Annotated in this window: 14 protein-coding genes; 7 read left to right on the top strand and 7 right to left on the bottom strand. The window is 68.7% G+C overall.

What is annotated here, in order from left to right:
- Positions 1-182 precede the first annotated feature (182 nt).
- From ASG72_RS12915 to ASG72_RS12925, 3 genes are all read right to left on the bottom strand, one after another.
- Entirely contained in the window at positions 183-3,281 is a 3,099-nt protein-coding gene (locus ASG72_RS12915) for a PAS domain S-box protein (RefSeq protein ID WP_244488793.1), read from the bottom strand.
- A gap of 248 nt (positions 3,282-3,529) precedes the next feature.
- Positions 3,530-6,448 carry an FAD-binding and (Fe-S)-binding domain-containing protein gene (locus ASG72_RS12920; protein WP_056712879.1) on the bottom strand — a complete coding sequence of 973 codons (2,919 nt, stop codon included), beginning with the start codon at positions 6,446-6,448 and terminating at the stop codon, positions 3,530-3,532.
- A gap of 55 nt (positions 6,449-6,503) precedes the next feature.
- Positions 6,504-7,202, bottom strand: coding sequence for a GntR family transcriptional regulator (locus tag ASG72_RS12925; protein ID WP_056712880.1), 699 nt, complete (start codon positions 7,200-7,202; stop codon positions 6,504-6,506).
- 128 nt (positions 7,203-7,330) lie between these two features.
- Here ASG72_RS12925 and ASG72_RS12930 point away from each other — a divergent pair, with 128 nt between their 5' ends.
- The 3 genes from ASG72_RS12930 (at position 7,331) to ASG72_RS12940 (ending at position 9,919) form a co-directional block, all read left to right on the top strand.
- Entirely contained in the window at positions 7,331-8,530 is a 1,200-nt protein-coding gene (locus ASG72_RS12930; protein WP_162246261.1) for an aminotransferase class V-fold PLP-dependent enzyme, read from the top strand.
- Between the two features lie 4 nt (positions 8,531-8,534).
- Positions 8,535-9,317 carry an enoyl-CoA hydratase-related protein gene (locus tag ASG72_RS12935; protein WP_056712885.1) on the top strand — a complete coding sequence of 261 codons (783 nt, stop codon included), beginning with the start codon at positions 8,535-8,537 and terminating at the stop codon, positions 9,315-9,317.
- A 65-nt stretch (positions 9,318-9,382) separates the two neighbouring features.
- Positions 9,383-9,919, top strand: coding sequence for a lipocalin family protein (locus ASG72_RS12940; RefSeq protein ID WP_056712887.1), 537 nt, complete (start codon positions 9,383-9,385; stop codon positions 9,917-9,919).
- A 33-nt stretch (positions 9,920-9,952) separates the two neighbouring features.
- On the opposite strand, the gene ASG72_RS12945 is transcribed toward ASG72_RS12940, so the two are convergent.
- The 3 genes from ASG72_RS12945 to ASG72_RS12955 form a co-directional block, all read right to left on the bottom strand.
- Positions 9,953-11,218: an acyl-CoA dehydrogenase family protein gene (locus ASG72_RS12945; protein WP_056712889.1), complete on the bottom strand. Its 1,266-nt coding sequence runs from the start codon at positions 11,216-11,218 to the stop codon at positions 9,953-9,955.
- 49 nt (positions 11,219-11,267) lie between these two features.
- A complete protein-coding gene (locus ASG72_RS12950) occupies positions 11,268-12,314 on the bottom strand; it encodes a phosphotransferase family protein (protein ID WP_056712891.1) in 1,047 nt (348 codons plus the stop codon).
- Positions 12,315-12,384: 70 nt separating this feature from the next.
- A complete protein-coding gene (locus ASG72_RS12955) occupies positions 12,385-13,623 on the bottom strand; it encodes an aspartate kinase (RefSeq protein WP_056712894.1) in 1,239 nt (412 codons plus the stop codon).
- Between the two features lie 152 nt (positions 13,624-13,775).
- On the opposite strand from ASG72_RS12955, the gene ubiG reads away from it, so the two are divergent.
- Complete coding sequence (gene ubiG / locus ASG72_RS12960) at positions 13,776-14,540, top strand: bifunctional 2-polyprenyl-6-hydroxyphenol methylase/3-demethylubiquinol 3-O-methyltransferase UbiG (protein ID WP_056714598.1); 765 nt, start codon at positions 13,776-13,778, stop codon at positions 14,538-14,540.
- Here ubiG and ASG72_RS12965 read toward each other — a convergent pair.
- Positions 14,531-14,842, bottom strand: coding sequence for a hypothetical protein (locus ASG72_RS12965; RefSeq protein WP_056712896.1), 312 nt, complete (start codon positions 14,840-14,842; stop codon positions 14,531-14,533). The genes ubiG and ASG72_RS12965 overlap by 10 nt on opposite strands.
- Positions 14,843-15,075: 233 nt before the next feature.
- Between ASG72_RS12965 and ccrA the strand changes: the two genes are divergently transcribed.
- The 3 genes from ccrA (at position 15,076) to ASG72_RS12980 (ending at position 19,138) form a co-directional block, all read left to right on the top strand.
- The gene (gene ccrA, locus ASG72_RS12970; RefSeq protein ID WP_056712898.1) at positions 15,076-16,341 is read left to right on the top strand and encodes a crotonyl-CoA carboxylase/reductase; all 1,266 of its coding nucleotides are present in this window, start codon (positions 15,076-15,078) and stop codon (positions 16,339-16,341) included.
- Between the two features lie 134 nt (positions 16,342-16,475).
- Positions 16,476-17,360 carry a DMT family transporter gene (locus ASG72_RS12975; protein ID WP_056712900.1) on the top strand — a complete coding sequence of 295 codons (885 nt, stop codon included), beginning with the start codon at positions 16,476-16,478 and terminating at the stop codon, positions 17,358-17,360.
- A 101-nt stretch (positions 17,361-17,461) separates the two neighbouring features.
- Positions 17,462-19,138 carry an acyl-CoA dehydrogenase family protein gene (locus ASG72_RS12980; protein WP_056712902.1) on the top strand — a complete coding sequence of 559 codons (1,677 nt, stop codon included), beginning with the start codon at positions 17,462-17,464 and terminating at the stop codon, positions 19,136-19,138.
- The last annotated feature ends 183 nt before the right edge of the window (positions 19,139-19,321 follow it).

Consider the following 19,321-nt stretch of genomic DNA (forward strand, 5'->3'; position numbering starts at 1 on the left):
GTAGATGTCACATTGCGGCGTGCATAATTCGTATTCCTCATGTCGCCGCTCAACTATGAGCAGCATTCATAACTCGTTTACCATGACATGACCCAGGGAAATTCCCCGCACGCTCTGTCGCATGACGAAAGAGGAGAGGTGGCGGACGGCGGCCCTGCGCGAGCCGCCGCTGCGTCAGGGGCTCAATCCAGGATCGTCGCCAGCACTTTTTCCAGCGAATGCTGGCGATAGGGCTTGCGCAGCAGCACGGTGCGCGGCGCGTTCTCGAAGCCCGGGACCTCGTCGCGGCCGGTCGCGAAGATGATCGCGATCTCCGGGCTCACCGCGCGCAGGCGCCGCGCCAATTCGTCGCCGGGAATGTCCGGCAGGCCGATATCGGTCAGCAGGATGTTGATCGGCTGGCCGGAGGCGATCTCCAGCGCCGACAGCCCGTTCTCGGCCTCCAGCACCGTATGGCCGAAATCGCGGATCATGTCGGCCGTGTCCATCCGGATGATGGCGTCGTCCTCGCAGACCAGCACGGTGAGCGCGCCGGGCGGGGCGGCGGCCGCGCCGTCCTGCTCCTGCGCGGCGGGCGGTGGCGGGGGCTGCGACGGAACCTTGCCGTCCTGCGCCAGAACCTGGCGGATCTTCCGCGCCAGCGCCTCGCGCGTATAGGGCTTCGACAGAAGGTTCACGCCCTCGTCCAGCCGCCCGCCATGGACGATGGCGTTCTCGGTATAGCCCGAGGTGAACAGCACGCTGAGATTCGGCAGACGCTCCTTGGCCTTGCGGGCCAGTTCCGGGCTTTTGAGCTGGCCCGGCATCACCACATCGGTGAAGAGCAGGTCGATCGACACGCCGCTCTCGATCACGGCGAGCGCGCTCTGCGCGTCATGCGCCTTGAGCACGCGGTAGCCGAGCTCGCCGAGCAGCGCCAGAACGGTCTCGCGCACGGCCTCGTCATCCTCGACCACCAGCACGGTCTCGGAGCCGCCGGTGACCGGGCCGCTCTCCTTCTCGACCAGCAGATCCTCGGCCTGGGTGGACCGCGGCAGATAGAGCTTGATCGTCGTGCCCTGGCCGGGCTCGCTATAGACCTTCACATGCCCGCCCGACTGGCGCAGGAAGCCATAGACCATGGAGAGGCCGAGCCCCGAGCCCTTGCCATGCGATTTGGTTGTGAAGAAAGGCTCGAAGGCCTGTTCCATCACCTCCTTGCTCATCCCCGAACCGGTATCGGTCACGGAAATCTGCACATATTGCCCGGGGCTGACATCGCTGTGGCTGGCGGCATAGGCATCGTCGAGAAAGGCGTTGCCCGCCTCGATCGTCAGCTTTCCCTGCTCGTCCATCGCGTCGCGGGCATTGATGGCGAGGTTGAGCAGGGCGTTCTCGACATTGGTCGGATCGACCAGCGTGTTCCAGAGGCCGCCGGCGATGATCGTCTCGATCTCGATCGCGTCGCCCAGCGTCCGCCGCAGCAGATCGTCCATGCCCCGGATCAGCCGGCCGACATTGACCACCTTGGGCTCGAGCGGCTGGCGCCGCCCGAAGGCGAGCAGCTGCGCGGCGAGCTTGGAGCCGCGCCCGACCCCGGCCATGGCGTTCTCGATGCGCTTCTCGGCGCGCTCATTGCCGCCGACCTCGCGCGCCAGCAGCTGCAGATTGCCGCTGATCACCTGCAGCAGATTGTTGAAATCATGCGCCACGCCGCCGGTCAGGTTGCCGAGCGCCTCCATCTTCTGGCTGTGGCGCAGCGCGTCCTGCGCCTTGGCGAGTTCGGAGGTGCGGGCCGCCACCCGCTCCTCCAGCGTCTCCGCGAGATCGGCCAGCGCCGCCTCCGCCGTCTTCTGGTCGTCGATATCGGTGTTGGTGCCGATCCAATGAGTGATGGCGCCGCTCTCGTCCCGGGCCGGAATGGCGCGCGCGATATGCCAGCGGAAGGCGCCGTCGGCCCGGCGCAGCCGGAACTCCATCTCATAGGGCTCGCCGTCGCGCAGCGCGTTCTCCCAGGCCGCGGCGGCCCCCGCGACATCGTCGGGATGGACCATGATCGCCCAGTTCTCGCCGTCGAGCGTGCCGGGCTGAGCGCCGCTATAGGCGTAGATCTGCTCGTTGAACCAGTCGAGCGCCCCGTCCGGCCGCGCCGTCCAGACATGGTTGGGCAGGGATTGCGACAGGCTGCGGAACCGGGCCTCGCTCTCCTGCAGCGCCGCCTCCGCCGCCTTGCGGGCGGTGATATCGAGGAACAGCACGGAAAACCGCTCCGGCGCGACGCGCCTGGCCCGCGCCTCGAACCAGCGGTTGCGCAGGGCCGGCACATGAATTTCGTAGCGGGCCGGCTGGCCGCTATCGACGACGCCGGCATAGGCATCGACCAACGCCCGCGGCAGATCGGGGATCACCTCGCTGACCGGCCGCCCGATCGCATCCTCGACGCGGATGTCGGTCCGCGCCTCGAAGGCCGGGTTCATCTCCAGGAAGCGGAAATCGACCATCCGTCCGGCGCCGTCGCGAATCGCTTCGGCGATGAAGAAGCCTTCCTGCATCTGCTCGAACAGGCTGCGCCAGCGCGCCTCGCTCGCACGCAGCGCCTCCTCCACCGCCTTGCGGGCGGTGATGTCGTAGCAGACCCCGATGAAGCGGACGCGGCCGTTCTCGGGCGAGGACACCGCCTCGCCCTGGCGGGCGATCCAAGAGACCGCGCCGGTCTCGGGATCGATCCTCCGGTACTCGGCATAGACCAGCGGGTTGGGCTCGTGCAGCCGCGAGGAGCCCCCCAGCGCCCGGTCCTCCGGATGCATCAGCGAGGTCAGCAACCGGTCGGTCACCTCGATATCGGGCGCGAGACCCCAGATGCGCCGATAGGCGGGGGAGACGTCGAGCCGGCCGCTCTCCGGATACCATTCGAACACGCCGACGCCGCCGGCTTCCTGCGCGATCTTCAGCCGCTGCTCGGCGCGCACGCGCTCGGTCGTCTCGACCACGATGGCGAAGACCCCCGCGGGCCGTCCGTTCTCGTCGAGGATCGGCATGTAGTCGAGGTCGAGCCAGCAATCCTCGGGCAGGCCGCGCCGGTTCAGTACCAGCCGCTGCTCGCGCAGCGACAGCGTGCCGCCCGACAGCACCGTATCGAGCACCCGCCGGTTCAGCTCGGCCGCCTCCGGCCAGCCTTCGAGCACCTTCATCCCGAGCAGCGCGGGATGGCGTGCCCCGGCGAAATCGGCATAGGCGTCGTTGTAGATCAGGAAACCATCGGCGCCCCACAGCATCACGATGGGCAGCGGTGCCCTCAGCATCAGCGCGATGCTGGTCCGAAGGCTCTGCGGCCAGCTCTCCAGCGGGCCCAAGGCCGTATCCGCCCAGGGGAAGCCCCGTATCAGAGCTCCGGTCGCGCCGCCTTCGTTCAGGAACCCGTATGGATCATTCGGCTGCGGGGGCGACATGAAGCTCTCTGAACGAAGCAGGAGCAGGGTTTTTGGCCGGTTGCGCCGAAAGCCGCAAGGGCTTTGCGCGCGCCGGCCCCCGGCGCGACCGCGTCCCCGCCTCAGCCCTGCAGGGCCTGGTCGAGCACGCGCACCACATGCAGCGCCTCCCGCTCGGCGCCATCATGGATCTGGTGGCGGCAACTCGTGCCGTCGGCGACGATCAGATCGGCTGCAGCCGCCTTCCGCACGGCCGGCAGCAGCGACAATTCGCCCATCGCCAGCGAGACGTCGATGGTTTCGGACCTGTAGCCGAAGGCGCCGGCCATGCCGCAGCAGCTCGACTCGATCGGCCCGACCTCGAGCCCCGGAACCGCCCGCAGCGTCTCCTCGACCGCGCCCATCGCCGCAAACGCCTTCTGGTGGCAATGTCCGTGCAGATGCGCCACGCGCCCGCCCTGGTCCCGGAGCGGCAGCCTCGTCGTTCCGGCCTTCAGATCCGCGGCCAGCACCTCCTCGATCAGGAAGGCGGCCCTGGCCAGAGGCTCGGCCGCATCCTTCGGCAGGAGCGCGCCGAATTCGTCGCGCAGCGTCAGCAGGCAGGAGGGTTCGAGCCCGACGATCCGCGCCCCTCCGGCGACATAGGGCGCATAGGCCTCCACCACCCGCCGCGCTTCGGCCCGCGCCTCGTCGACCAGCCCGGCGGCCAGGAAACTGCGGCCGCAGCACAGATTGCGCCCGCCATCGGCCGCCGCGACCCGGTGCAGCCGGTAGCCGCCGGCGGTCAGCACGCGCGTCGCGGCATTCAGATTCTCCGGCTCGAAGGCGCGGTTGAAACTATCGCCGAAGAGGATGATGTCGCGGCCATCGCCGCGGAGATCGGCCGGGCTCGCCGGGCTCCCGCTCTCGCGCCAGGGCTTGCCCCAGACCGGCAGGCTGCGGCGCGCGCTGAAGCCGAGCCAGCGCTCGCTCAGCTTCGCCAGCGCCGGGATCCTGTCGCGCAGGTTCAGCAGCGGCGCGATCCGCGCGGCGAAGGGCGCGTAGCGCGGGAGATAGGCGATCAGCCGCTCCTTCAGCGGCAGGCCGTGGCGCCGGTGATAGTGGTGCAGGAATTCGATCTTCATCCGCGCCATGTCGACCCCGGTCGGGCATTCGCGCTTGCAGCCCTTGCAGGACACGCAGAGATCGAGCGTCTCCTTCATCTCCGGCGAGGTGAAGGCGTCCGGGCCGAGCTGGCCGGAAATGGCGAGGCGCAGCGAATTGGCCCGGCCGCGCGTGACGTGCTGTTCCTCCTGCGTGGCGCGCCAGGAGGGGCACATCGTGCCGCCGCTCATCTTCCGGCAGGTGCCGTTGTTGTTGCACATCTCGACCGCGCCGCCGAAGCCGCCCCAATCGGACCAGTCCAGCGCCGTGCCGGCCGGCACCGGCGTCGCATAACCCGGCGGAAAGCGCATCAGGCTGCGATCGTCCATGCGATAGGGCCGCACGATCTTGCCGGGGTTCAGCCGGTTGTCGGGGTCGAACCCGTCCTTCACCTGCTCGAAGGCGCGGGTGAGGGGGGCGCCGAACATCGGCTCGACGAAATCGGAGCGCGAGATCCCGTCGCCATGCTCGCCGGAGAACGAGCCCTTGAAGCGCCGCACCAGCGCACAGGCCTCTTCCGCGATGGCGCGCATCGCCTTCACCCCCGCCTCGTCCTTCATGTTCAGGATCGGGCGGACATGCAGGCAGCCGACGGAGGCGTGGGCATACCAAGTGCCGCGCGTGCCATGCCGTTCGAACAAGGCGGTGATGCCGTCGGTGTAATCCGCCAGATGCTCCAGCGGCACCGCGCAATCCTCGATGAAGGAGACCGGTTTTCCGTCGCCCTTCATCGACATCATGATGTTCAGGCAGGCCTCGCGCACGTCCCAGACCGGCTTCTGCCGCGCCGGCTCGATCACCTCCACCACCGCATCGGCGAAGCCGTGATCGGCCATGCATTGGCCGAGCCGCTTCAACTCCTGCTTCAGGGCGGCGAGATCGTCCCCGGCGAATTCCACCAGCAGCAGGCAGTTCGGCCGGCCGCGGGTGATATCGGCCAAAGTGCGCACGAAGAGCGGGATATCGGCGCCGAGCACCAGCACATTATTGTCGACGAGCTCCACCGCCGCCGGGTCGAGCGCCACGATATGCCGCGTCGTCTCCATCGCCGCGCGGAAGCTGGGGAAATGGCAGACGCCCATGACGCGATGCGCCGGCAAAGGCGAGAGCTTCAGCGTCGCTTCGGTGGTGATGGCGAGCGTGCCTTCCGATCCGACGAGCAGCCGCGCCGGATTGGGGCGCGCCGGAAGCAGCTCGTCCAGATTATAGCCGCCGACACGGCGCTGCACCTTCGGGAAAATGCTCTCGATCTCCGCGCGGTGATGCTGCGCCAGCCCGGTCAGCCGCGTCACCAGATCCCGCGCCCGCGGCGAAATGTTGTCGCCGATGGCGCCTTCGCCGAGCGCGAAGGCCTCGCCATCATGGAACTGCGCCCGCAGCGCCAGGACATTGTCCGACATCTTGCCGTAGCGCAGCGAGCGGGCGCCCGAGGAGTTGTTGCCGGCCATGCCGCCGATGGTGCAGCGGCTGGCGGTCGAGGGCTCGACTGGGAAGAACAGGCCCTGCTTGCGCAGCTGCGTGTTCAGCGCCTCGAGCACCAGGCCGGGCGCCACCGTCACGGTGCGGGCTTCCGTGTCGAGGGCGCGGATGCCGTTGAAATGCCGGCTGAGATCGAGGATCAGCGCATCGCCGATGGGCTGGCCGTTCTGCGAGGTACCGCCGCCGCGCGCGATGACCGGCACGCCATGCTCGGCGGCGATCTGCAGCGCCGCGGCGATATCCGCCTCGCTGCGCGGGAAGGCCACGCCCTGCGGGATGATCTGGTAGATCGAGGCGTCGGTGGCGTAGCGGCCGCGGGTGAAGGCGTCGAAGCGCACCTCGCCCTCCAGGCTGCGCGACAGCCTGCGCTCCAGCCCGAGATTGCGCGCAGTGCCGCTGCCGGCCGCCTGATGTCCCATGAAATCTCTCCCGCGGCGCCGGCCGGCGTCAGTTTCTGAATGCAAAATAACGGAGTCAGCCATCCGCCGAGGCGGGCTGCAGGGCAGGGCGCTCCGTTCCGGCGGCGACCGAGCGCAGCTTGTTGCGCAGATGCCTGAACAGGATGTCGCTGAGCTCGGGCCCGTCGCGCCGCGACAGCGCGTCGAGGATCGCCTCGTGCTCGCGCATCGCCTCGCCCCAGCGGTCGCGCTCGCCATCGAGATTCGCGGCATAGCGCACCCGCCGCAGCCGCCCCGACAGGCTGGCATAGGTCGCGCTCAGCGTCGCATTGCGCGCAGCCGCGACGATGCGGTGGTGGATCTCCTGGTTGAGCTTGAAATAGGCCGCGAGATCCCGGTGCAGATAGGCCCGGTACATCGCATGATGCGTCTCGACGATCTCGGCCAGCTCGGCCTGGGTGATACGCTCGCAGGCGAGGCGCCCAGCCAGCGCTTCGAGCCCGCCGATGACGTCGAACAGCTCCTCGACATCGGCCTGCGTCAGCGCCCGCAGCCGCGCCCCGCGATTGGGCAGCAGCTCGATCAGCCCCTCCGCCGCCAGCACCTTCAGCGCCTCGCGCAGCGGCGTGCGCGACACGCCGAAGCGCAGGCAGAGCTCGCGCTCCGGAATCCGCCCCCCTTCCGGCACATGGCCCTCGACCAGCCAGTCGCGCAGGGCCGAGACGAGATCATGGTGCAGGATCCCCGCAGCCGGCTTCTCGGTTTCGCTCATCATGCTCCATTCCAGGCCGGTGCGGCCGCCATTGCCAGCGTGCGATCACATAAGCATTGCACACATCTCATTCCGCGGCTACGGTCAAAATGAATTCAAAAACAATCCGGCTGCAGGAGCCGAGGGAGACGATCATGAGCGCGCAAGGCCGGCATTTCCTCCATATCCCGGGTCCGAGCCCGATCCCCGATCGCATTCTCCGCGCCATCGGGATGCCGATCATCGACCATCGCAGCGCCGAATTCGCGCGTCTCGGCAAGGAGGTGCTGGAGGGCTGCAAGACGATCTTCAAGACGAGCCGCCCCGTCGTGATCTATCCCTCCTCCGGCACGGGCGCCTGGGAGGCCGCGATCGTCAACACGCTCTCGCCCGGCGACACCGTGCTGATGGCGGAGACCGGGCATTTCGCGACGCTGTGGAAGCAGATCGCCGATCGCTTCGGCATCAAGGTCGATTTCATCCCCGGCGATTGGCGTCGCGGCGCCGACCCCGCCGCCATCGAGGCCAGGCTGGCCGAGGACCGCGGCCATGCGATCAAGGCGGTGATGGTCGTCCACAACGAGACCTCGACCGGCTCGACCAGCCGCATCGCCGCGATCCGCCAGGCCATCGACGCCGCCGGCCACCCGGCGCTGTTCATGGTCGACACCATCTCCTCGCTCGCCTCGGTCGATTACCGCCATGACGAATGGGGCGTCGACGTCACCGTCTCGGGCTCGCAGAAGGGGCTGATGCTGCCGCCCGGTCTGAGCTTCAACGCCATCTCCGAAAAGGCGATGGCGGCCTCGAAGGCCAATACGCTGCCGCGTTCCTATTGGGACTGGCAGGAGATGGTGAAGATCAACGCCAACGGCTTCTTCCCCTACACCCCGGCGACGAACCTGCTCTACGGGCTGAAGGAGGCGATCGCCATGCTGCACGAGGAGGGGCTGGACCGGGTCTTCGCCCGGCACCAGCGCCTGGCGGCGGCCTGCCGCGCCGCCGTCGCGGCCTGGGGCCTCGACGTGCTGTGCCAGAACGAGGCCGAGCACTCGCCGGTGCTGACAGCGGTGCTGATGCCGCCGAGCCATGACGCGGATGCCTATCGCAAGATCACGCTCGAAAAATACAACATCTCGCTCGGCTCCGGCCTCGGCAAGGTGGCAGGCAAGGTCTTCCGCATCGGCCATCTCGGCGAATGCAACGAGTTGATGCTGCTGGGGGCGCTGTCCGGCGTCGAGATGGGGCTGGCGGCCGCCGGCGTCCCGCATCGCAGCGGCGGCGTCGCCGCGGCCATGCAGCATTTCGAGGCGGCCGATGCTGGCAATGCTCCGGTGGCCGCTGTAGCCTGATCGGATGACCGAGACCGTCCTGCTCGCCGTCGCCGGCGGCGTCGCGACCCTGACGCTGAACCGCCCGGCCGTCCTCAACGCCTTCGACGCCGAAATGGCCCGCGCCTTGTTGGAGCGGGTCGAGGCGTTGGCCGGGCGCGAGGATATCCGCGCCGTGCTGATCAAGGGCGAGGGCAGGGGTTTCTGCGCCGGCGGCGACGTCTCGCAATTCGGCGCGGGTGGTGATCCGGCCGTCGCGGTGGACGCGATCATCGAGCCGCTCCATGCGGCGATGCTGCGCCTCGCAGAACTGCGCGCGCCGACGCTCGCCTGCCTGCACGGGGCCGTGGCCGGAGCGGGGTTCAGCCTGGCGCTGGCCTGCGACCTCGCCATCGCCGCCGAGGATGCGCGCTTCAGCATGGCCTATGCCCGCATCGGCGCGACGCCCGACGCGTCCGGCACCTTTCATCTGCCGCGCCTGCTGGGGATGCGGAAGGCGCGCGAACTAGCGCTGCTGGGCGAGACGCTTGCTGCCGACGAGGCGCTGCGGCTGGGGCTGGTGAACCGGGTCGTGCCGCCGGCCGAATTGTCCGCGCAGGCGCAGGCGCTGGCGGAGCGGCTCGCCGCCGGACCGACGCGCGCCTATGGGCGGATCCGGCAGCTGCTCGACGCCTCCCTCGACCGCTCGCTCGCCGAACAGCTCGAGGCGGAGCGCGCCGCCTTCCTCGCCTCCACCCGCACCGCCGACTTCGCCGAGGGCATCGCAGCCTTCCTGGAGAAGCGCCCGGCGCGGTTCACCGGCGCCTGACGCAGAGTCCGGAACCGGATCGGCGGCAGGGGCGTTCGTGCCCGCTGACTGGGAGTTCTCGCACCATGACCCGCATCGCCGTCTCGGCCGTTTTCGCTGCAGCCCTCGCACTGGCGGGGTGCATCCCCGACGGGCCGGTCGGCAACGCCTCCGTGCCGGAGCCGCGCAAGCCCGTCGAACTGCAACGCTATCTCGGGACCTGGTACGAGATCGCCCGCTATGAGGCGAGCTTCCAGCGCGGCTGCGAAGCGGTGACCGCCTCCTACAGCCTCCGGCCGGATGGCGAGATCGCCGTCGTCAACAGCTGTCGCCAGGGCTCCCCGACCGGGCCGGAACGCTCGGCCGAGGCGGTGGCGAGCCCGGTCGCCGGATCGAACGGGGCCAAGCTCAAGGTCTCGTTCTTCCGCCCCTTCTATGGCGATTACTGGGTGCTGGATCGCGCGCCCGACTATTCCTGGTCGATCGTCGGCGAACCCTCCGGGCGCTATCTCTGGATCCTGTCGCGCACGCCCCGGCTGAGCGAGGCGCGGGTGCAGGCGCTGGTCGAGCGGGCTAAGCAACTCGGCTACGACACCAGCCTGCTGCGCCGCACGAAATGGTAGGCGGCGGCGCAGGGGCAGGGCAGCGCCGGCCGCTCAGGGTTTGAGATAGGGCATCCGGACGCCCTGTTCGCTCATCGTCGAGCGGTTGGCCTCGCGCCGCTTCCGGATCTCGCTGCGCGCCACCGTGCGCAGATGCACCTCGTCCGGCCCGTCGATGAAGCGCAGCGCCCGGCCCCAGGAATAGATGAAGGCGAGCGGCGTGTCGTTGGTCAGCCCGCCGGCGCCGAAGACCTGGATGGCGCGGTCGGCGATCTTGGTCTGGAGTCTGGCCGCCACGACCTTGATCGCCGAGACCTCGGTGCGGGCCGCCTTGTTGCCGTGCCGGTCCATCATCCAGGCGGCGCGCAGGCAGAGCAGCCGCGCCTGGTCGATCTCCATCCGGCCTTCCGCGATCCAGTCCTGGATATTGGCGTAATCGGCGATCGGCCGGCCGAACGCCTTGCGCTGCAGGGCGCGCTCCACCATCAGCTCCAGCGCCACCTCGCATTGGCCGATGGTGCGCATGCAATGATGGATGCGCCCCGGGCCGAGACGCGCCTGCGCCAGAGCGAAGCCCGCGCCTTCCTCGCCCAGCATATTGGCGGCGGGAACCCGGACATTGTCGAAATTCGTCTCGGTATGCCCCTCGGGGGAGAGATGGTTCAGCACTGGCAGGTTGCGCATCACGCTGAGGCCGGGCGTGTCCATCGGCACCAGGATCATCGAATGCCGCTTGTGCGGGTCGGCGTCGGGGCGCGTGTCGGACAGGCCCATCACGATGCAGAGCTTCACATTGGGATGCAGCGCCCCGGTGGTCCACCATTTCCGGCCGTTGATCACGTAATGATCGCCGTCGCGCGTGATGGTGGTCTGCAGATTGGTCGGGTCGGAGGAGGCGACGCCGGGCTCGGTGATGCCGACGCAGGAGCGGATCTCGCCGCGCATCAGCGGCTCCAGCCATTGCCGGCGCTGCTCCGGCGTCGCGAACATGTGGAGGATCTCCATGTTCCCGGTATCGGGCGCGTTGCAGTTGAACACCTCGGAAGACCAGAAGAAGCGCCCCATCATCTCCGCGAGCGGCGCGTAATCGAGATTGCTCAGCCGCGTCCCGGGCTCGTCCGGCTTCAGCGCCGGGAGGAACAGGTTCCACAGCCCCTCGCTGCGCGCCTTCTCCTTCAGCCCGTCGATCAGCGCCATCGGGTAATGGCCGGCCTCGACCTCCTCCCGCCATTGCGTGTCCGCCGGCTGGATATGATCGTCCATGAAGGCCTGCAGCCGGCTGCGCAGCTGCTCGACCCTGTCGGAATAGGCGAAGTCCATGGCGTCCGTCCCCGGTTCGGCCCGCCGCGTCCCGGCGGGCCCTGTCTCGTCAAGCGTTGGTTTCGATGAGCGCCTGCGCCCGCAGCGCGAAGCTCTCCGCCAGTTCTCCGACGGCGACCGCATTCTCCGCCGCCGCATTGCCGGCTCTGGCCCGCGCGGCGATGCCGTCGAGGATGACGGCGAAACGGAACAGCGAGAAGGCGATGTGGAAACGGCCGGGCCCCTGCGCACGTCCCGCCGCCAGGCAGTAGCGCTCGAGATACTCCTCCTGGCTCGGAATGCCGAGGGCCGCGCGATCGAGCCCGACGATGCCGGCATACATGGCCGGCGTCGACTGCCAGGGCAGGCAGGAGAAGGCGACGTCGGACAGGGGGTGTCCGAGCGTCGACAGCTCCCAGTCCAGCACGGCGACGACCGTCGGGGTTTCGGGCGCGAACATCAGATTGCCCGGGCGGAAATCGCCATGAACGATGGTGGTCTCCGCGGAATCGTCGAGATTCGCCTCGAGCCAGGCGATGACGCGGTCGACGGCCGGGATCTCGCGCGTCCGCGTCTCCCGCCATTGCCCGCCCCAGCGCCTGAGCTGGCGCGCGTAATAATTGCCGGGCTTGCCGAAATCGCCGAGCCCGGCGGCCTGCCAGTCGAAGCGGTGCAGCGCCGCGAGCGTCTCCGCCATGGCGAAATACATCGCGCGGCGCTCCTCCGGGCTGACGCCCGGCAGCGACGCATCATGGAAGACCCGGCCCTGCAGCCGCTCCATCAGATAGAAGGGCGTGCCGACGACATCGGGCCGCTCGTGCAGCAGCAGCACGGGCGGCACCGGCACGGCCGAGCCGGAGAGCGCCTTCAGGATGCGATATTCCCGCTCGATCGCATGGGCGGAGGGCAGCAGCGGCCCGGGCGGCTTCTTGCGGAGCACGAGCTCGGTGCCGCAATCGGGATAGGACAGGAAGAAGGTCGGGTTGGACTGGCCGCCGCTGATCCGCTCCAGCGCCATCCTGCCGCTGGCGCGGCCGGGCAGGGCGGCTTTCAGGAAGGCGTCGAGGCGCCCCGTCTCGAATTCCGGAGCGGAGCCGGGCGGCTGTTCGGCTGACATGGCGCCATCATCGGGTGCCGCGAAAGCCGCGTCAACGCGGCACGGTCCCTCGCCCCGCTGAGCCGGGGGCTCAGGCCGCGTCCAGCCCGTAGAGCGAGTGCAGCGTGCGCACCGCGAGCTCGGTATAGGCGGCGTCGATCAGCACGGAGAACTTGATCTCCGAGGTGGTGATGGCGCGGATGTTGATGCCCTTCTCGGCCAGGGCGCGGAAGGCGCGCGCCGCGACGCCGGCATGCGAGCGCATGCCGATGCCGATGGCCGAGACCTTGACCACGTCGGTCGCCCCCTGCAGCGCCTGATAGGCGATCTCGGCATGGCGGCTCTCGAGCAGGGCCTTGGCCCGCTCGTAATCGGCGGTGGGGACGGTGAAGGTGATGTCCGTGCTGGCCTGGTCGTCCGAGACGACCTGGATGATCATGTCGACATTGATGTTGGCGTCGGCCAGCGGGCCGAAGATCGCGGCCGCGACCCCGGGCTGGTCGGCCACGCGGCGGAGCGTGATCTGCGCCTCGTCCCGCGAGAAGGCGATGCCGGTTACGATCTGCTGTTCCACAATGTCGTCCTCGTCACAGATGAGGGTGCCAAGCTTGGGATTGTCCGGGTCGTCGAAGGAGGAGCGGACATAGGTCGGAATACGTTGCACCATGGCGATCTCGACCGAGCGCACCTGCAGCACCTTCGATCCGAGCGATGCCATCTCCAGCATCTCCTCGAAGGCGACCTTGTCCATCCGCCGCGCCTTGGGCACCACGCGGGGGTCGGTGGTGTAGACGCCGTCGACATCGGTATAGATGTCGCAGCGATCCGCCTTCAGCCCGGCCGCGAGCGCCACTGCGCTGGTGTCGGAGCCGCCGCGCCCGAGAGTGACGATGCGCCCCGTCTCCTTGTGCACGCCCTGGAAGCCGGAGCAGACCGCGATCTCGCGGCGCTCGCCGAAGCCCTTCAGGATCGCCGTGCCGTCGACATCCTCGATCCGCGACGCGCCATGCGCGTCCGAGCCGTAGAGCGGGATCTGCCAGCCTTGCCAGGACCGGGCGGGGAGGCCCATATCCTGCAGCACGATCGCCATCAGCCCCGAGGTGACCTGCTCGCCGGAGGCGACGACGACGTCGTATTCGGCCCGGTCGAACAGCGGCGACGCCTCGTTGCACCAGCCGACCAGCTCATTGGTCTTGCCCGACATGGCCGAGACCACCACGGCGACCTCGTGACCGGCGTCGAATTCGCGTTTGACGTGGCGGGCCGCGTTCTTGATGCGCTCGACCGTGGCGACAGAGGTGCCGCCGAATTTCATCACCAGACGGGCCATGGCAGTCCAGAGGCTCTCAACTACGTGTCCGGACCGAAGCCGGGGCGAAACGTCGCCCTCGCATGCGGCGCGGGGCGCGTGTAGATGACGGTCGCGGGCGGCACTGTCAATGCGATGCGCGCCGCCGCTGCCGTTTGGAGAGGGACCTCAGCATGACTGCCACCCGGGACGGCGATGCCTCGACCATCGACGCGGCGGAAGTCGCGCGATTCGACGCTCTCGCGCGCAGCTGGTGGGACCCGAAGGGCCCGATGGCGGTGCTGCACAAGTTCAACCCCGTGCGGCTCGGCTTCGTGCGCGATCTCGCCTGCGCGCGCTTCGGCCGCGACCCCCGCGCCCTCGACGCGCTGCAGGGGCTGACGCTGGTCGATATCGGCTGCGGCGGCGGGGTGCTGTCGGAGCCGCTGGCGCGGCTCGGCGCGGCGGTGACGGGGCTCGATCCCGCGCCCACCAACATCGCCGTCGCCCGCGCCCATGCCGAGCGCAGCGGCCTCGCCATCGATTATCGTGGCGAGACGATCGAGGCGCTGGTCTCGCAGGGCGCCCGCTTCGACATCGTGCTGGCGATGGAGGTGGTCGAGCATGTCGCCGATGTCGAGGCCTTCGTCGCCTCCTGCTGCGCGGCCGTCCGGCCGGGCGGGCTCCTGGTGATGGCGACCCTCAACCGCACGCTGAAATCCTATGCGCTGGCGATCGTCGGGGCGGAATATGTGCTGCGCTGGCTGCCCCGCGGCACCCATGACTGGAACAAATTCGTGACTCCCGAGGAGCTCGGCGGTGCCATCGCGCGAAACGGGCTCGAACTCGGGGAGGGGGTCGGCGTCGTCTACAACCCGATCAGCGACCGCTGGTCGGCCTCCCGCGACATGGACGTCAACTACATGCTGGCGGCCTCGCGGCCGCAGGATCAGACATAGCGCCGGAGCGCGCTCGCCATCAGTAGCGACGCCAGGGCCGCGGCCAGAGCGACCGAGGCCGTGACGGCATTGGCGTCATAGGCGAGCGCGATGCCGAGCTTGCGCCAGGCCCAGAGGCCGAGCGCCGCACCGAGCAGCATCACCAGCGCATTGCCGATCACCCCCAGCGCGCCATGGCCGAGCAACAGATCGGCCAGCCAGCCCAGCGCCAGCGCCGCCAGGCAGAACAGCGCCAGCGCGACCAGCGCCTGGTTCGTCGACAAGGCGGGCAGGCCGAGCAGGAAAGCCATGGTGCGGATCAAGGGAAGCGTCCTTCGAAAACATCCGATGCCGGAAGCTAAGCCCTCCCGGCGACCTTGGGTCAAGCCGGCTTCCCCGCGCCGCGCACCGAGTTCCCTCTTGTTTTTTGCGCTGCGGCGTCATTCCTTAGATCAATGGCGCAGTGCAGCATAGGGTTGCATCATCGGCCTGGACAATGAGGCGCTCCGGACCTGCCCGACACGCTGCCGGTGCGCCCGAACGGGGAGAGACGGGAATGACAAAGCCTGCCGCGACGCCGCTGAAGGATCTCTACGAGCTCGGCGAATTGCCGCCCCTCGGCCATGTCCCCGCCTCGATGTATGCCTGGACGATCCGCCGCGAGCGGCACGGTCCGCCGCAGGAGAGTTTTCAGGTCGAGGTGGTGCCGACCTGGGAGATCGGCGAGGAGGAGGTGCTGCTGCTCGTGATGGCGGGCGGGGTCAATTACAACGGCATCTGGGCCGGGCTCGGCCAGCCGATCTCGCCCTTCGACGTGCACAAGCAGCCGCTCCACATCGCCGGTTCGGATGCCTCTGGGATCGTCTGGGCCGTCGGCTCCAAGGTGAAGCGCTGGAAAATCGGCGACGAGGTCATCGTCCATTGCAACCAGGATGACGGCGATGACGAGGAGTGCAATGGCGGCGACCCGATGTTCTCCTCGAGCCAGCGGATCTGGGGCTATGAGACGCCCGACGGCTCCTTCGCGCAATTCTGCCGGGTGCAGTCGCGCCAGCTCATGCTCAAGCCGAAGCATCTCTCCTGGGAGGAGGCGGCCTGCTACACGCTGACCCTGGCCACCGCCTATCGCATGCTGTTCGGCCACCCCCCGCACGCCATCAAGCCCGGGGACAACGTGCTGATCTGGGGCGCTTCCGGCGGGCTCGGCGTCTTCGGCGTGCAGCTCTGCGCCGCCTCGGGAGCCAATGCGATCGGCGTGATCTCGGATGAGAGCAAGCGCGACTACGTGCTGGGGCTCGGCGCCAAGGGCGTGATCAACCGCAAGGATTTCGCCTGCTGGGGCCAGATGCCGACGGTGAACTCGCCGGAATACGACGCCTGGGTGAAGGAGGCCCGGAAGTTCGGCAAGGCGATCTGGGAGATCACCGGCAAGAAGGACGTCGACATCGTCTTCGAGCATCCGGGAGAGGCGACCTTCCCTGTGTCCTGCCTCGTCGCCAAGCGCGGCGGCATGGTGGTGTTCTGCGCCGGCACCTCGGGCTTCAACATCACTTTCGACGCGCGTTATGTCTGGATGCGGCAGAAGCGCGTGCAGGGCTCGCATTTCGCCCATCTCAAACAGGCGTCCGCCGCCAACCAGTTCGTCATCGACCGCCGCGTCGACCCGTGCATGTCCGAGGTCTTCCCCTGGGACAAGATCCCGCTCGCGCACCACAAGATGTGGAAGAACGAGCACGCGCCGGGCAACATGTCCGTGCTCGTCTACGCCCCGCGCACGGGCTTGCGCACCTATGAGGATGTGGTGGAGGCGCTGGGCGCCTAGCCAGCCGATCGGGCGAGGGGCGAGGGGCGAGGGGCGTCTGGCGGGCCTCGGGCCGCACATGCCCCTCGCGCGCGGCTGAGGGGCGACAACCCCGCCGCATCGGCCTATCAGGCGATCAGCAACGCCGGCTCCCCATGCTCGAATCGCCCCTGTTCCTGCGGCTCGTCCCGCTGATCTTCACCTTCCTCTGGTCGACGGGGTGGGTGGTCGCCGGCTATTCCGCGCAATATTCCGATCCCCTGACCTTCCTGGTCATCCGCTACGCCTGCGCCGCCCTGCTGATCACGGCGCTGGCGCTGGCGGTGGGCGCGCCCTGGCCGAAGGGGCGGCGCGCCATCCTCGACTGCGTCGTCACCGGCGTGCTGCTCCACGCCGCCTATCTCGCCGGTGTCTGGTGGGCGGTGCGCCACGGCCTGCCGACCGGCATATCCGGGCTCATCGCCGGGCTGCAGCCGATCCTGACCGCCCTGTTCGCGCCGATGCTGGTCGGGGAGCGCATCTCGGCGATCCGCTGGCTCGGCATCCTCTGCGGCTTCCTCGGCATCGCGCTGGTGCTGGAGCCCAAGCTCGTCGGCGTCGCCCCGGCCGCGCTCTGGGCGGTGGCGATCCCGGTTCTGGTCAACGTCATCGGCATGCTGGCCGTCACCTTCGGCTCCTTCTACCAGAAGGCGCGGATCGTCACCGGCGATCTGCGCACGGTGACGGCGGTGCAATATCTCGCCGCCTTCCTGGTCACGCTGCCGGTCGCCTATGCGCTGGAGCCGATGCGGATCACCTGGAACCCGACCATGGCGCTGGTGCTGGCCTGGTCGGTGCTGGCTCTGTCGCTGGGCGGCATCGGGCTCTATCTGCTGATGATCCGGCGCGGCGCCGTCTCCCGCGTCTCCACCTTCCTCTATCTCGTGCCGGCGCTGGTGGCCGTGGAGGCCTGGTTCCTGTTCGGCGAGACGATGACGCCGCTCCAGCTCCTCGGCATGGCCGTCACCATCGTCGGGGTGGTGCTCGCCAGCCGCAAATAGGCGCCGGCCCCGCGCGGCCTCAACTTCCGGCGCCAGCCGAAAGGGGGATTTCGCATTCCTCCGATCTCGCCCTATGTTGCATTGCGAAAGGGAGAGAGACGATGAGCGCGAACGCAGCCCTGCACCGCGACGCACCGGCGACGGCCGTGGCCTTGATCGGCGCCGCACTGCCCGGTTTCGAGACCCTGCTGGACCAGGCCGTCGCCAGCGTCCGCCAGAAGGTGCTCGCCGACGGCAAGATCTCCGCCGCGCGGCTCGAGGCGGAGCAGCATGCCGCCCATGGCCTGGCTTGGCTCGCCACCTATGTGATGGCGCTGCGCGAGCTGAAGGCCTATGGCGAGCGGCTGCAGGCCGAGGAGCGCTACGGCGCGGTCGAGGATTACGCCATCAGGATCGGCGCCGGCGAATACGCCGCCCAGATCTTGGGCGGCATCCCGATGTCGCAGAACGAGATCGTCCGGCTCTCCGCGCTCGGCCTCTCGCAGAAGGCGGTGGCGGCGGCCGAGAGCGAGGCGGCGCGGGCGCTGATCGCCGAAGGCAATACGCCCGAGAACCGGGCCCGGCTCGTCGCGCTGTTCAGCCAGAACCAGGGGCTCGCCAGCGTCGGCGATCCCGGCCTGGACGAGACGTTGGAGGCGATCCGCAGCGAGATGCGCCGCTTCTGCGAGGCGGAGGTGACGCCCCACGCCCATGAATGGCATCTCGAGAACAGCTACATCCCGCTGCCGGTGGTCGAGAAGATGGCAGAGCTCGGCGTCTTCGGCCTGACCATCCCCGAGGAGTTCGGCGGGATGGGCCTGACCAAGGTCTCGATGTGCGTCGTCTCCGAGGAGCTCTCGCGCGGCTATATCGGCGTCGGCTCGCTCGGCACGCGCTCGGAAATCGCGGCCGAGCTGATCCTGTGCGGCGGCACCCCGGAGCAGAAGGCGACATGGCTGCCGAAGCTCGCCTCCGGCGAGGTGTTGCCGACCGCGGTGTTCACCGAGCCCAATACCGGCTCCGACCTCGCCTCGCTGCGCACCAAGGCGGTGAAGGACGGGGCGGATTGGAAGGTCTACGGCAACAAGACCTGGATCACGCACCCGGTCCGTGCCGACATCATGACGCTGCTGGTCCGCACCGATCCCGATGCCGCCGGCTATCGCGGCCTGTCGATGCTGATCGCCGAGAAGCCGCGCGGCACCGATGCCGATCCGTTCCCGGTCGCGGGGCTGAGCGGCGGCGAGATCGAGGTGCTCGGCTATCGCGGCATGAAGGAATACGAGCTCGCCTTCGACGGTTTCGTGGTCAAGGGTGAGAATCTGCTCGGCGGCGTCGAGGGGCAGGGCTTCAAGCAGCTGATGCAGACCTTCGAGGCCGCCCGCATCCAGACCGCGGCCCGCGCGGTCGGTGTCGCGCAATCGGCCTTCGATCTCGGGCTGCGCTATGCGCAGGAGCGCATCCAGTTCGGCAAGCCGCTGATCGCCTTTCCGCGCGTCGCCGACAAGCTGGCGATGATGGCGGCGGAGATCATGATCGCCCGCCAGCTCACCTATTTCGCCGCGCGCGAGAAGGATGCCGAGCGCCGCTGCGATCTCGAGGCCGGCATGGCGAAGCTGCTCGGCGCCCGGGTCGCCTGGGCGGCGGCCGACAACGCCCTGCAGATCCATGGCGGCAACGGCTTTGCGCTGGAATATCCGATCAGCCGCGTCCTCTGCGACGCCCGCATCCTCAACATCTTCGAGGGCGCGGCGGAAATTCAGGCGCAGGTCATCGCGAGACGGCTGGTCGAGGGGTGAAGGGGGCGGGCGCGGCGGAGCCGATCGGCCGTTGCGCCGTCATTGCGAGCGTAGCGAAGCAATCCAGCTCGCAACGCTCGACTTCCCCTAGGTTGCTTCGCTGCGCTCGCAATGACGGGTGCGGTGTGCGTCCAGCGTCTTCGGCCCGTCCAGATTGGATCGCCGATCAGCGTCATTGCGAGC

It is taken from the genome of Allobosea sp. Leaf344 (assembly GCF_001426225.1).
Lineage (GTDB): Bacteria > Pseudomonadota > Alphaproteobacteria > Rhizobiales > Beijerinckiaceae > Allobosea.

Bases quoted from the DNA above. Each gene is read 5' to 3' on its own strand.
- ASG72_RS12925 (WP_056712880.1), bottom strand. From the start codon at position 7,202: ATGATGAGCGAAACCGAGAAGCCGGCTGCGGGGATCCTGCACCATGAT.
- ASG72_RS12915 (WP_244488793.1), bottom strand. From the start codon at position 3,281: ATGCTGAGGGCACCGCTGCCCATCGTGATGCTGTGGGGCGCCGATGGT.
- ASG72_RS12920 (WP_056712879.1), bottom strand. From the start codon at position 6,448: ATGGGACATCAGGCGGCCGGCAGCGGCACTGCGCGCAATCTCGGGCTG.
- ccrA (WP_056712898.1), top strand. From the start codon at position 15,076: ATGACAAAGCCTGCCGCGACGCCGCTGAAGGATCTCTACGAGCTCGGC.
- ASG72_RS12955 (WP_056712894.1), bottom strand. From the start codon at position 13,623: ATGGCCCGTCTGGTGATGAAATTCGGCGGCACCTCTGTCGCCACGGTC.
- ASG72_RS12945 (WP_056712889.1), bottom strand. From the start codon at position 11,218: ATGGACTTCGCCTATTCCGACAGGGTCGAGCAGCTGCGCAGCCGGCTG.
- ubiG (WP_056714598.1), top strand. From the start codon at position 13,776: ATGACTGCCACCCGGGACGGCGATGCCTCGACCATCGACGCGGCGGAA.
- ASG72_RS12935 (WP_056712885.1), top strand. From the start codon at position 8,535: ATGACCGAGACCGTCCTGCTCGCCGTCGCCGGCGGCGTCGCGACCCTG.
- ASG72_RS12975 (WP_056712900.1), top strand. From the start codon at position 16,476: ATGCTCGAATCGCCCCTGTTCCTGCGGCTCGTCCCGCTGATCTTCACC.
- ASG72_RS12980 (WP_056712902.1), top strand. From the start codon at position 17,462: ATGAGCGCGAACGCAGCCCTGCACCGCGACGCACCGGCGACGGCCGTG.
- ASG72_RS12950 (WP_056712891.1), bottom strand. From the start codon at position 12,314: ATGTCAGCCGAACAGCCGCCCGGCTCCGCTCCGGAATTCGAGACGGGG.
- ASG72_RS12940 (WP_056712887.1), top strand. From the start codon at position 9,383: ATGACCCGCATCGCCGTCTCGGCCGTTTTCGCTGCAGCCCTCGCACTG.